The sequence below is a fragment of the Streptomyces sp. NPDC041191 genome, assembly GCF_055591945.1.
The window spans coordinates 249307-261968 of sequence record NZ_JBVIZC010000010.1 but is presented as its reverse complement, the minus strand read 5'-3'; the positions used below and the strand labels follow the sequence as shown (position 1 = coordinate 261968).

Here is a 12662-nt window from a genome sequence, read left to right as displayed (position 1 = left end):
CGGTTCGGCCCTCAGCCCTGAGCGTGCTTCTTGGCCATTTTCACGATGAACTCCCTGGTCTGGTCGACGTTCAGTGCCTGTGCCCGCAGGTGCTCGTACATGACGCTGTACTTGCCGACGTCCTGGGCCTTCTCCAGGTACAGGTCGCTCGTGACGCCCTCGATGTAGACGACGCTGGAGTCCGACGTGTCCGGGAACTCCAGGATCGAGTACTGCCCGCTGATCCCCGGGTGCGCGCCCATCTCGAACGGCATCACCTGCACGGTCACGTGCGGCAGCTGCGACTGTTCGAGCAGGTGCTCCAGCTGCTGCACCATCAGCTGCCGGCTGCCCACGATCCGGTGCAGCGCGCCCTCGTCGATGACGGCCCAGAGGCGCAGCGGACGCTCCTCGTCCCGGATCCGCTCCTGACGGCGGGTGCGGACCTGGACCCGCTTCTCGATGTCCGCGGGCGTGGACTCCGGCAGCGCGCCGGCGATCACCGCCTCGGCGTACGCGTGGGTCTGGAGCAGTCCGGGGATGATCTGCGGTTCGTACATCCGCAGGCTCTCCGCGTCCGTCTCCAGGCCGATGTAGACGCTGTACGGGATGTCGCCGAAGGCGTGCCACCAGCCCTGCTGGCGCGAGTCCTTGGCCATCTGCATGAGGGAGTCGACCATGCGCTCGTCCTCGACCTCGTACACGCCGCACAGGTCGCGCACGTCACGCTGGCTGATGGAACGGCGGCCGTTCTCCAGGCGGCTGATCTTGGACTGGGAGACGAGGAGGCGCTCGGCGACCTGCTCGGCCGTCATGTTCTTCGCCTCCCGGAGCTTGCGCAGCTCCTGTCCCAATCGGCGTCGCCTGACGGTGGGGTTGACGTTGGACGCCACGGAAACGGCACCTCCGGCTGTCTGCTGCGTAGCTGTGGGTATCTCCTGCTTGGCAGACTGCCACCAACGGCCGGGTGCGCGCTGGGAAACCGGGACAACGCACGCGTGCGGGGCGGTCGTCCAGACCGCCCCGCACAGTGGTGCGGCTCCCGGGATGGTTCGGTGGTGCGTGGGTGAAGCGCGGTGGTGCGTGGTGCTGCCGGGCCCGCGTGGTGCGTGTGCGTGTGGTGGTGCGCGCTCGAATGGTGCGTGTGCGTGTGCGTGTGCGTGTGCGCGTGGTGGTGCGTGTGCGCGCGTGGCGGCGGCTCGCTACCGCCGGCCGGTGCTCAGTGCGCCGCCGCGCGGGCCATTCCGCCGCGTGGTTGCGCCGGAACGCCCCCGGCGCCCCGGCGCGGTTGCGCCCCCGCGCCGTTCTGGACGTCCATCACGGCGTGTGCCACGAGGCCGCCCATCGGGTCGTGCCGGATCAGGTCGCGCAGCCGTGACCGCGACGACCGTCCTTCGTTGCCGGGATAGAGGTGCTTGCCGAGTCCGACCGCGTGGGCCAGCGCGGCGAGCGCCGCGGTCCGCGGGTCCGGCGGTACGCCGGTGCGGATCGCACTGTCCAGCCGGGCACGGATCTCCCTGCTGATCGCCGTCTCCGTCGCCTGGTAGCGAGTCGTCGGCAGCACCCCGCACATCTGGCCCTCCACGGCATGGACCATGCCGCATCGCTCCAGATGCGAGAGGTACGTCTGGCGGAGCCCCAGCCGGGGCCCGCCTATCCAGTGGACGGCCCGGACCGGACTGCCGCGCCTGCGCAGCAGTTCCAGTGCGGAGTCCAGTGTCGGATCTCCGGTCGGCCGTGGCATCACCACGGCGATACGATCCCCATCAGGGGCTATCCGGCCTGCCAGCGCCAGCTCCACTAGCTGTGCTCCGGCCAGGCCGAGGTCGAGCGACTGCGGCTGCGCTGTGGTACCCGTGGTCGGGTCCAGAGCGAGCAGCAGAAGCTCCTCCGGAATGGTTCTGCGGCTCCTGCCCATCCATGCCTCCCCGCGTGGATGAATGACAGGGTGACCCCTCTCACATTCATCTGTCGAGAGCACCCGGGTGGTTCATCCGGGAACCAGTAGGTATGTCGTTCTCGTCTAGCACGGGGGCCAAGGGGTTCACACAGGACACTGGTAGACGGTTCGGACGTACGCATGACGCATGGAGGAGGCACGGTGGCGGGCGAGTCCCCCGACAGGGCGGAGCAGCAGGGGTCGTCGCAGGAGACGGCGGGCTCGGGCGGCGGCCGTGATCCCCGGCTCTCCGTGCTCCGCGAGGCAGAGCCCTCGGGGTCCTCGGTGTCTTCAGGGTCTGCGGAGTCTTCGGTGTCTTCGGTGTCTTCGGCGTCTGCGGCGCCCTCGGCGTCTTCCGCGCGGACGGCTCCGGACGCGCCGGAGCGGACCGACCAGCCGACCGCCGTCTTCAGGAACCTGGTTCCGCGCACGTCCGGGGACGACGCGGTGAAGGACCCCGCCGGACCGGAGACCGGGACCGGGGCGGACGAGGACGCGAAGGCCCCCCGGGAGCGCGCCGAGGACGCGTCCTCGAAGCCCGAGGCGCCCGAGGCGTCCCGGGAGACCGGGAAGTCCGGGGAGGCCGACGGTTCCGGCCAGGCGGCGTCGGAGCCGGAGAGCGAGCGCCTGAAGGCGGCTGTGGCGGCGTGGGTCGCCACGGCGGCGGAGGAGCCCCGGGGCGACGCGCACGACGACACGGACGACGACACGGCCGGCGGTGCGGACGGCGGTGCGGACGGCGAGAAACCGGCCGGGAAGGCGGCGGAGGCGGAGCCGGCGGACGGGAAGCCGACGGCCGGGAAGCCGTCCGCCGCCGAACCCGAGCCCTCGGAGGCCAGGGAGGCCGCCGCCTCCACCGGTGCTTCCGCGGAGCCGGCCTCCGTGGAAGACATCTCGAACACCTCGAACACCTCGAACACCTCGGACACCGAGAACGCCGAGGACGCCGAAGGCACGGGGAGCACCGGGAAGTCCGGGAAGGCCGGGAAGCCCGGAGACGTCGAGGACGCCGGAGGCGCCGGGAAGGCCGGGAGCGGCCGGAACGCCGGGGACACGGGGACCACCGAGGCCCCCGGCACCCCGCGCCCCTCCGTTCCCTCGCCGGGTTCCGCCCCCGCCTCCCCTTCGGCGGCCGACTCCCCGGCCGATGCCTCGCCCGAGGGCAGGACCGGAACCGGCAAGGCAGAGGCCGAGGCCGACGAGACCAAGACCAAGACCGAGACCAAGAACAAGACCGAGACCAAGAGCAAGACCGAGGCCGAGGCCGACGAGGAGCCGGTCGACCAGCCCACGGCCATGTTCAGGACGGTCCGCCCGCCCGTGGACCAGCCGACGACCGCCCTGAAGCTCCCGGGCGGCCCGAAGGGCACGGGCGCGGACCCCGACAGCGAGCGCACCAGCACCTTCCTGCCGCTGCGGCCCGACATTCCGGCCGAGCGAAAGGCCGAGCGGGAGCGGGACGCCGTCTCCACGGCCTCCGCCGCCGCTCCGGGTGCCCCGGCCGCCCCCGGGGCCCCCGGGGCGCCCGCGTCCGCCCCCGTACCCCCGGCGCTCGCCGAGGCGGAGCGGACCCGGCAGCAGCCGCTGCCGCCGCTGCCCCCGCTCGACCTGCTCGCGGAGCTGACGAACACCCCGCCCCCGCCGCCGACCCCGCTGCGGACGGCCGTGCGCCGCCTCCGGATCTGGACCCCGCTGGTCCTGCTCCTCCTGATCGTCTTCGCGATCGCGCAGATGGTCCGCCCGCTGCCCGCGCCCGCGCTCTCGCTCACGGCGGCGCCCACCTTCACCTTCGAGGGCGGCGCGCTGAACATGCCGTGGCCCGGCGAGGGACAGGGGGCCGTCGAGGTCGAGGGCGTCGGCTCCATGGGCACGTACGGGCCGCAGAAGCCGGCCCCGATCGCGTCCGTCACCAAGACGATGACGGCGTACGTGATCCTCCGCGACCACCCCCTGAAGGGGAAGGCGACCGGCCCCGAGATCAAGGTCGACAAGAAGGCCGCCGACCAGGGCAGGTCCGAGCACGAGTCGACCGCGCCGGTCAAGGAGGGCCAGACCTACACGGAGAAGGAGCTCCTGGAGCTCCTCATGATCCCCTCCGCGAACAACGTGGCCCGGCTGCTCGCCCGCTGGGACGCCGGTTCCGAGGCCGCGTTCGTCCAGAAGATGAACGCCGCCGCCAAGGACCTCGGCATGACCCAGTCCGCGTACACGGACCCGTCCGGTCTGCTCGACAGCACCGTGTCGACCCCGCAGGACCAGCTGAAGCTGGCGAAGGCGGTCATGCAGTACGACGTGTTCCGCGAGATCGTGAACATGCCGAACGTGACCGTCGAGGGCATCCCCGGCCGGATCGAGAACAACAACAACATCCTCCTCAAGCCGGGGGTGAGCGGCATCAAGACCGGCTCCTCCACCCCGGCCGGCGGCAACCTGCTCTGGGCGGCGAACACCGTGGTGGACGGGCAGAACCGCCGCATCCTCGGCATCGTCATGGGGGCCAAGGACGCCAAGCTCCTCAACGACAAGCTCCAGCTCTCCATCGACTACAGCTACGAGCTGATCAAGCAGGCGCAGAAGGACGTCACCTCGGCCGTCGTGATCCGCAAGGGCCAGGTCCTCGGCCACGTCGACGACGGTCTCGGCGGCAGGACCCCGGTCGTCGCCACCAAGGAGCTCAAGGCGGTCGGCTGGCCGGGCCTGAAGGTGAAGCTGGAGCTCACCGACGGCGGCAGGGCCGTCCCGCACAGCGGCCGGGCGGGCGACGTCGTCGGCCAGGTGTCGATCGGCACCGGCGCGGGCCGGGTCAGCTCCCCGGTGGCCCTCCGGACCGATCTGGTGGAGCCCGGCTTCGACAAGAAGCTGACCCGCGTGGGCTGAGGAGCCACCCGCTCGGCCCGACGCCCCGGCTCTCCGGGGCGTCGGGCTGTTAGCGTTTCCGGGGGACGAGAAGCACGCGTGATCCCCGCGCCGTGCGAGAGGGACGTACGGAAGGGGCCGCAGTGACCACCGCCGAGCCGACACGCGCCGACCGCGCGGAACCGCCTTCCGGCGTCCTGCCAGGAACCCTCCCCGGCACGGAACCCGGCCCCGGCGCCCCGCCCGGCCCGGACCCGGCGCTTCCGGACCCGGCCCGTACGGACCGGACGGCCCCGCCCCGTACGGACCGGACCGCCCCCTCCCGTACGGGGGCGGGCGTCCCGGCCGGGGACACCCCCCTCCCCGGTGACCCATCGGGAGTAAAATTGCTCTCGCGAATACCGCTACCGGCCCAGCGGACCTCCTCGGAGCCGTCCGCCCCGGCCCCCCGGCGCAAGCGCCGTCACACCGTCATGGCGGCCACGGGCCTCGCCGCGCTCACCCATGTCCTCTGGTTCTTCTTCTTCGCCAACAGCGGCGGGGACCTGGCCGCGCAGGACGCCTGGGCCGAGTTCGTCGGCCGGCACCCGGACTCGGCGTACAACCTGGCCTGGTACGGCGGGATGCACCCGGTCTCGTACAGCGTCGTCTCGCCCTACCTGATGTCGGTGCTCGGCGTCCGCAGCACGATGATGATCGCGGGCACCCTGTCGGCCGCGCTGACCGCGCTGATCCTGGTGCGGGTGCGGGCGGTCCGCAACCCGATGGCCTGCGCGGTCGCGGGCGTCTTCGCCTTCCTCTGCAACGCCCTGTCGGGCCGGGTGACCTTCGGCCTCGGCATGATGTTCGCGCTCGGCGCGGTCGCGGCCGTCTTCTGCTGGCCCCACCGCTGGCGCCGCAAGCGCTGGGCCAAGGCCGCGGTCGCCGCCCCCCTCGCCGGCCTCGCGACCGCGTGCAGCCCGGTCGCCGGACTCTTCCTCGGGGTGGCGGCGGCGGCGCTCTTCCTCAACAAGCGGCGCCCCGGCGCGTACGCCCTCGGCCTCGCCCCGGTGGCCGTGGTCGCCCTCTCCTCCTGGCTCTTCCCCTTCTCGGGCACCCAGCCGATGGCCTTCGGATCGGCCGCGCTGCCGATGCTCTTCGGGGTCCTGGTCCTCCTCCTCGTGCCGAAGGACTGGCGGACGGTCCGCACCGCCGCCGCCGTGTACACCGTGGGGACCTTCCTCACCTGGGCGATCGACTCGCAGATCGGCTCGAACATCTCGCGGCTGCCGATGCTCTTCGCCGGGGTCGTGCTGCTCGCCGCCCTGCCGTACACCGCGCCGCGCTCGCGCCGCTGGTACGCGCTGCTGCTCGCCTTCGCCGGGCTGAACTTCTGGATCGGCTTCAAGGGCGTCGACGACGTCATCCGCACCGCCCCGGACGCCTCCTGGGCGCGCGAGCTGGCACCGCTCGTGAACCAGCTCCAGGTACGGGGCGCGGGCAAGGCGCGGGTCGAGGTCGTGCCGGCCTCCAGCCACCGCGAGTCCTCCGCGCTCAGCCCGTACATCAACCTGGCGCGGGGCTGGAACCGGCAGGCCGACATGGAGCGCAACCCGCTCTTCTACGACGACACCCTCGACGCCGTGAACTACGAGGACTGGCTCGACCGCTGGGCCGTCCACTTCGTGGTCCTGCCGACCGGCGCCCCCGATTCCGGCGCCGAGCAGGAGGCGGAGCTGGTCCGCAAGGGCCTGCCGTACCTGAACCAGGTGTGGTCGGACGAGAACTGGCGCCTGTACGAGGTCGAGAACCCGACCCCGCTGGCGGACCCGCCCGCCCGGGTGGAGAGCGCCGCGGCGAACGAGGTCGTGATCCGGGTCGACAGGCCCGGCCGGGTCCTCATCCGCGTCCCGTACTCGCCGTGGCTCGCCCTCGTGGACGAACACGGCGCCAAGATCGAGCCGCCGCAGGAGACGGAGGCGTCGAAACTGGCCCGCGAGACGTCGGAGACGGAGCTGCCCAAGGTCTTCGCCAACAAGGAGGGCTGCCTGTTCAGGACCGAGGCGGACAGGGAGGGCGACGAATGGACGCAACTCGTCGCCCCCAAGGCGGGCGTCTACCGCCTGGCCGCCCCGTACAAGCTCTCCCGGGGGACGGCGTGCCCGGAGGAACTGCGGCACTGAGCCCTTGTGCGGAGGGCCCCGGCCGGCGTGCGTGCGACCCGGACGCCCGGGGCCCCACGCGCCGGACGGCACTGATCGTTGAGGGGGCATTTAGGGGTCCACGACCTCCGCCCCCCTGCGCCAACGGCCCCGGACGAGACGTCCGAGGCCGAAGCGGGCCCCTTCCCGGGAGGAAGAACCCCAGGTCAGAGCGTGATGTGCTGTGCCCCCGGCAGGATTCGAACCTGCGACACCCGCTTTAGGAGAGCGGTGCTCTATCCCCTGAGCTACGAAGGCGGGGATCCGTGGAAACGCGCGGGAACCGCGAGGAAAGCCGCGATACCGGACACGGGCCACCGACCCGGCGGTGCGCCGGTGGTCTGGCGCACCGCCGTCAGTGTAGCGGGTGAGGCGTGCGGGCGTAGGGCCGCCCGTGGTCGCCCGTCGGTCCTCCGGCGGGCGGTGCCCGGCCCCCGGCGCCGTCAGCTCTCCTCCGGCTCCCGGACGCGGTCCGCGTCGCAGTAGTCCTGGTGCCAGTACGGGTAGGGCAGCGGCGAGGAGCTGACCTCGTCGAGGGCTGCGCGCTCCTCGGGGGTCAGTGACCAGGTCGTCGCGGCCAGGTTGTCGGCGAGCTGCTGTTCGTTGCGGGCGCCGATGACCACGGAGGTGACGCCCCTTCCGTCCAGCGCCCAGCGCAGTGCCACCTGGGCCGGGCTCACCTCCCGTTCCCGTGCGATCCGGCGCAGCACGTCGACGGTGTCGAAGGCGAGCCCGGGGTTCACGGGCTCGAACCAGCCCACCGCCCGCCGCGTGCCCGGAGGCGGTGTGGCGCCCCGCTCCTGGTGGCCGCTGAGCAGGCCGCCGGCGAGCGGGCTCCACACCATGACGCCCACGCCTTCGGCCTCGGCCATGGGCAGCAGTTCCCACTCGACCTCGCGGGCGGCCAGGTTGTACTGGATCTGGTGCGAGGCGAAACGCTCCAGACCGGCCCGCTCGCTGGTGGCGAGGGCGCGGGTGAGCTGCCAGGACGTCAGGTTGGACGCGCCGATGTAGCGGACCTTGCCCGCCCGGACGAGGTCGTCCAGGGCCCGCAGGGTCTCCTCCCACGGGGTGCGGCCGTCCCAGCCGTGCGTCTGGTAGAGGTCGATGTGGTCGGTGCCCAGCCGGCGGAGGCTGGCCTCCACCGAGCGCACGATGTGGTGCCGGGACAGGCCGCGGTCGTTCGGGCCCCCCTTGCCGTCCGGCATCTGCCAGCGCACCTTCGTCGCGATGACCACGTCGTCGCGGCGGGGGCCGAGGGCGGCGCCGAGGACCTCCTCGGACTGTCCGGCGGAGTACATGTCGGCGGTGTCGAAGAAGTTGACGCCCGCGTCCATGCTCGCGTGGACGAGCCGCCGGGCCTCGATGGTGTTGAGCTGCCCCATGTGCTGGAATCCGTGGCGGCCGCCGAAGGTCATGGTGCCGAGACAGATCTCGGAGACCTGGAGGCCGGTGCGGCCCAGGTAGCGCATGCGCATGTGGATCGTTTCCCTCAGTCTCTCCGTGTGTTCCGCGGTCGCTCAGTGCGCCTCGGCGGGGACCTGGTGGTCGGCCGCCGGGGCCTTCGCCCCGGCCCGGCCGGGACGCAGGAGGGCGAGGGCGGCGAGGCCCGCGAGGAGCAGCGCGCCGGCGGCGACCAGCAGGCCGTTCTGTACGCCGTTCAGGACGGCGGAGGGGCCGCTGCCGCCCGCGGAGTCGATGCCGGCCGCGGCGACGGTGGCGAGGACCGGGGTGCCGACGGTGACGCCGAGCTGCTGGCCCGTGTAGGCGAGGCCGGTGGCCAGGCCCTGCTCGCGGTCCGGCAGGCCCGAGGTGGCGGTGATCATGTAGCCGACGACCGCGAGGAGGTGGCCGAACCCGCCGGTGGCGGTGGCGACGAGGAGCAGCGGCATGTTGCCCGCGGCGTCGAGGAAGAAGAGGGCGGCCGTGCTGGCGGCCTGGAGGAGCAGGCCGTGAACGAGGGCGCGGTGGACGCCGATCGCGCCGATGATCCGGGCGGCGAAGGCGCCGCCGAGGACGGCCGCGACGCCGAGGGAGGCGAAGGTGAAGCCGGCGTTGAGCGGGCTCATCCCGCGTACCTGCTGCATGTACAGGGTCAGCAGGAAGACCATGCCGGTCATCATCGCGAAGGTGATCAGGCCGGTGGTGTTGCCCCAGCTGACGGTGCGGCGGCGCAGCACCTTCAGGTCGACGAGGGGGGTGGCGACCCGCGACTCGACGGCGAAGAAGGCGACGAGGAGCACGAGTCCGGCGGCGAGGGAGAGCAGGGTGACCGTGGAGCTCCAGCCGTTGCGCTCGGCCGAGGTGATGCCGAAGATCACCGAGAGGAGACCGCCGGTGACGGTGACGGCGCCGAGGAGGTCCAGCTTCGGGGTCTCCTCGTTGCGGCTCTCCTTGATGAGGATCGGGGCGGCGACGGCGGCGACGACGCCGACCGGGACGCTGATGAAGAGCGTCACGCGCCAGCTGGTGAGGTCGGTGATGACTCCGCCGAGGACCACGCCGGACAGGAAGCCGAGCGACAGCAGGGCGCCGTTGATGCCGAGCGCGCGGTCGCGCTGGGAGCCCTCGGCGAAGCTGGTGGTGAGCAGGGACATCGCCGCCGGGGTGAGCATGGCGGCCGCGACGCCCTGGGCGGCGCGGGCCGCGAGCAGGAAGCCGGGGGTGGGGGCGAGGCTGCCGGCGAGGGAGGCGATCGTGAAGAGGACCATGCCGGCGACGAACCAGTTGCGGCGGCCGTAGAGGTCGGCGGCCCGGCCGAAGAGCAGCAGCAGGCCGCCGGACGGCAGGGCGAACGCGGTGACCACCCACTGCAGGTCGCTCAGTTCGAAGCCGAGGTCCTCGCCGAGGACGGGGAGCGCGACGCTGAGGATGGAGAAGTCGAGGGCGAGCATGAACTGCGCGCCGCACAGCAGGGCGATGATGAGCCACTGACGGGTGGTGAACGGCACCTTGTCCGTCCGCTGAGTGGCTGAGTCTTGAGTCATGGCAGAAGGCTGGCAAAAGACGGCATGCTGTGGGGAGCCCGAAGATATCCTGGGTCCATGACCACCAGCCTCAACGCAGTGCGGGAGCCCCGTCGACGCGAGGAGCTCAAGCACTTCCTGCGCACCCGCCGGGAACGGCTCAAGCCCGAGGACGTGGGAATTCCGCCCGGTGCGCGCCGGCGCACGCCGGGGTTGCGCCGGGAGGAGGTCGCGATGCTGGCCGGCATCGGCGCCTCCTGGTACACGTGGCTCGAACAGGGCCGCGACATCAAGGTGTCGGAGCAGGTCGTGGACGCGATCAGCCGGACGCTGCTGCTGGACGCCGTGGAACGGGACCACCTGTACCGGCTGGTGGGGATGAACCCGCCGCAGCGCGCGGCGGACGACCTCGCGGACACGGCGCAGCTGACGTCCCTCGTGGAGGGCTGGATGCCGAGCCCGGCGTACGTGATCGACCGGTGCTGGGACATCGTGGAGCTCAATCGCGCGGCCGGCCTCGTCTTCGGGTTCGGCGAGCGGGACACCAACTGCCTGGTCTCCTTCTTCACCAACCCGGTGTTCCGGGCGCGCCACCGGTACTGGGCGGAGGTCGCCCCGGGGCTGGTGTCCGAGTTCCGCAGGGACGCCGCCCGTTACCCGGAGGAGGCGCGGTTCGCGTCGATCTCGCGGAGGCTGACGGAGGAGAGCGAGGAGTTCGCGGAGCTGTGGTCCCGGTACGAGCTCACGGCGAAGAACCAGGGCACGAAGGCGATCGACCATCCGCGCGCGGGGTTCATGATCTTCGACCACTCGGTGCTCGAGATCCCGGACAGGCCGGGCATCCGGCTGATGCTGCACACGGCGCGGCCCGGTACGGAGACCCGCGAGAAGGTCGTGGAGCTGCTGGGGCGGGACGAGCGGAAGGGCAGGATCTCGCTGGTCGAGGTGGGGTGAGCGGCTCGCACGAGGACGACTGAAGACCGGCTCAAGGACCGTACGGGAAGTCACGACAGGGCACGTTTTCATGCCAATGCTCTGATACACATGGCTGCGTTCGGTTCCCGTGAGCGGAGGACTTCCCGTGGTCAAGAAGAACAGGTTCATCACCGTCGGCGCCGCCGCGGCGGTGGCGCTCGGCGTCGGATTCGCCACCCAGCCCGCCCGGGCCGACGTCGCGGCCGACGTCCCCCCGGTCAGCTCGGTCACCCTGAGCCAGGGCGTCACCTCGGCGCCCTTCAGGATCAAGGCGCAGGACGGCCGCAAGGTCCTCTACCGCAAGGCGGTCGTGCAGCCGGGCGCCTCCACCGGCTGGCACTACCACGTGGGCGAGGAGATCGCCGTCATCAACTCCGGTACGTTCACCCGGATCGACGGCTCGGACTGCTCGGTGAAGGAGTACGGTCCGGGCGAATCGCTCGTGGAGCCCGTCGGCCCGACCACCGTGCACATGGGCGTCAACAGGGGCACCGAGCCGGTCGAGCTGTACGTCGTCGACATCGTCCCCACCACGGCGACCGGGCCGACCACGCCCGCTCCGGACCCGGGCTGCGACGTCGACGCGATGGCCTCGAAGAGCACGGCCGCCGGGGCCGAGTGATGCGTCTGCCGAGACCTCTGGGCATCTCGGGCCCCTCGCTCTGGCTGCCCCCGGACCGGCAGAGCGGGGCCGAGGCGGTCGCACGCGGCCTGGTCGACGCCGAGACCGCCGACGAACTCGGTTACACCGGACTGCCGGTGGCCGGCCTGGCGCCGCCCGAGATGGCAGTCGAGGCCGGCCGGGAGGCCCTCTCCGCGGCCGGGGTCGACCCCGGTGCCGTGGGGCTCCTGCTGCACGCCTGGATCCATTACCAGGGGCACGACCTGTGGTCCCCCGCGCACTTCGTCGCCGACCGGCTGGGCGCCGACGGCGCCGTGCCCCTCGGCGTCCAGCAGGTCTGCAACGGCGGCGCGGCGGCCGTGGAGCTGGCCGCCTCCCGCCTCTTCGTCGAGCCCGGCCTCGGGCACGCCCTGGTGACCACCGCCGACGCCTTCCCGGAGCCCGGCTTCGACCGCTGGAGCGGGGACTACGGCATCGGGTACGGAGACGGGGCCACCGCCCTCGTCCTGCACCACCTGCCGGAGGGCGGGGGCGGCCGGCCGGCCGACCTGGTCCTGCACGCGATCGCCACGGTCGCCGCGCCCCGGCTGGAGCGCATGCACCGCGGCGACGACCCGTTCGGCCCGGCCGCCCGCTCCCTCGGGCCGAAGATCGACATCCGCCGGACCAAGAAGGCGTTCCTCCGGGCCGAGGGCATGGAGGCGTTCACCGAGGCGAGCACCGCGTCGCTGCGGACGGCGGTGGAGGCGTGCCTGACGGACGCGGGGCTGTCCGGGGGGCCGTCCGCGGGAGGCGACAGGCCACTGCGCTACGTGGTGGCGCCGCGGCTCGGCCGCAAGACCGTCGACCTGGCCTACGCGCCGCTGCTGTCCGGGATCGGCGGTGCCGAGCTGCTGCGGCCCGGCGCCGACACCGGGCACCTGGGAGCCGGTGACGCCGCGGCCAGCCTCGCGGAGCTGCACGCCCGGCGGATGCTGGGCCCCGGCGAGTACGCGCTGGTGGTCAGTGCCGGGGCCGGGTTCACCTGGTCGTGCCTGCTGGTCGGCGGGGTCTGAGCGGGCGTCGCACGCCCCCGTCGCGCACCCCAGTCGCGCACTCCCCGGCGCGGACGCCGGGGAGGCGGGCCGGCCCCGGGAGGGCCGCCC

At 72.5% G+C, this 12662-nt stretch carries 9 protein-coding genes and 1 tRNA gene; 5 read left to right on the top strand and 5 right to left on the bottom strand.

All coding sequences use genetic code 11. From position 1 onward, the window contains the following. Positions 1–11: 11 nt before the first annotated feature. Positions 12–872: a helix-turn-helix domain-containing protein gene (locus ACZ6AQ_RS21420; protein WP_388692498.1), complete on the bottom strand. Its 861-nt coding sequence runs from the start codon at positions 870–872 to the stop codon at positions 12–14. Between the two features lie 326 nt (positions 873–1198). After that, positions 1199–1897, bottom strand: a complete 699-nt coding sequence (locus ACZ6AQ_RS21415; RefSeq protein WP_388692500.1) for a GOLPH3/VPS74 family protein — start codon at positions 1895–1897, stop codon at positions 1199–1201. Between the two features lie 162 nt (positions 1898–2059). Between ACZ6AQ_RS21415 and ACZ6AQ_RS21410 the strand changes: the two genes are divergently transcribed. Both ACZ6AQ_RS21410 and ACZ6AQ_RS21405 read left to right on the top strand, forming a co-directional pair. Continuing rightward, entirely contained in the window at positions 2060–4795 is a 2736-nt protein-coding gene (locus ACZ6AQ_RS21410; RefSeq protein ID WP_468761372.1) for a D-alanyl-D-alanine carboxypeptidase family protein, read from the top strand. Positions 4796–4917: 122 nt separating this feature from the next. After that, positions 4918–6936 (top strand): MFS transporter, encoded by a 2019-nt coding sequence (locus ACZ6AQ_RS21405; protein WP_468761370.1) that lies wholly within the window; start codon positions 4918–4920, stop codon positions 6934–6936. A 203-nt stretch (positions 6937–7139) separates the two neighbouring features. Here ACZ6AQ_RS21405 and ACZ6AQ_RS21400 read toward each other — a convergent pair. From ACZ6AQ_RS21400 to ACZ6AQ_RS21390, 3 genes are all read right to left on the bottom strand, one after another. Continuing rightward, a tRNA-Arg gene (locus ACZ6AQ_RS21400) sits at positions 7140–7212 on the bottom strand. Between the two features lie 185 nt (positions 7213–7397). Beyond that, a complete protein-coding gene (locus ACZ6AQ_RS21395) occupies positions 7398–8432 on the bottom strand; it encodes an aldo/keto reductase (protein WP_468761368.1) in 1035 nt (344 codons plus the stop codon). A gap of 42 nt (positions 8433–8474) precedes the next feature. Next, positions 8475–9941: an MFS transporter gene (locus tag ACZ6AQ_RS21390; RefSeq protein ID WP_468761366.1), complete on the bottom strand. Its 1467-nt coding sequence runs from the start codon at positions 9939–9941 to the stop codon at positions 8475–8477. Positions 9942–9998: 57 nt separating this feature from the next. Here ACZ6AQ_RS21390 and ACZ6AQ_RS21385 point away from each other — a divergent pair, with 57 nt between their 5' ends. The 3 genes from ACZ6AQ_RS21385 (at position 9999) to ACZ6AQ_RS21375 (ending at position 12572) form a co-directional block, all read left to right on the top strand. After that, entirely contained in the window at positions 9999–10874 is an 876-nt protein-coding gene (locus ACZ6AQ_RS21385) for a helix-turn-helix transcriptional regulator (protein ID WP_468761364.1), read from the top strand. A gap of 127 nt (positions 10875–11001) precedes the next feature. Then, a complete protein-coding gene (locus ACZ6AQ_RS21380; RefSeq protein WP_468761362.1) occupies positions 11002–11517 on the top strand; it encodes a cupin domain-containing protein in 516 nt (171 codons plus the stop codon). Continuing rightward, the gene (locus ACZ6AQ_RS21375) at positions 11517–12572 is read left to right on the top strand and encodes a 3-oxoacyl-[acyl-carrier-protein] synthase III C-terminal domain-containing protein (RefSeq protein ID WP_468761360.1); all 1056 of its coding nucleotides are present in this window, start codon (positions 11517–11519) and stop codon (positions 12570–12572) included. The genes ACZ6AQ_RS21380 and ACZ6AQ_RS21375 overlap by 1 nt, the downstream gene beginning before the upstream one ends. Positions 12573–12662: the final 90 nt, after the last annotated feature.

Bases quoted from the DNA above. Each gene is read 5' to 3' on its own strand.
- ACZ6AQ_RS21395 (WP_468761368.1), bottom strand. From the start codon at position 8,432: ATGCGCATGCGCTACCTGGGCCGCACCGGCCTCCAGGTCTCCGAGATC.
- ACZ6AQ_RS21385 (WP_468761364.1), top strand. From the start codon at position 9,999: ATGACCACCAGCCTCAACGCAGTGCGGGAGCCCCGTCGACGCGAGGAG.
- ACZ6AQ_RS21375 (WP_468761360.1), top strand. From the start codon at position 11,517: ATGCGTCTGCCGAGACCTCTGGGCATCTCGGGCCCCTCGCTCTGGCTG.
- ACZ6AQ_RS21410 (WP_468761372.1), top strand. From the start codon at position 2,060: ATGACGCATGGAGGAGGCACGGTGGCGGGCGAGTCCCCCGACAGGGCG.
- ACZ6AQ_RS21415 (WP_388692500.1), bottom strand. From the start codon at position 1,897: ATGGGCAGGAGCCGCAGAACCATTCCGGAGGAGCTTCTGCTGCTCGCT.
- ACZ6AQ_RS21390 (WP_468761366.1), bottom strand. From the start codon at position 9,941: ATGACTCAAGACTCAGCCACTCAGCGGACGGACAAGGTGCCGTTCACC.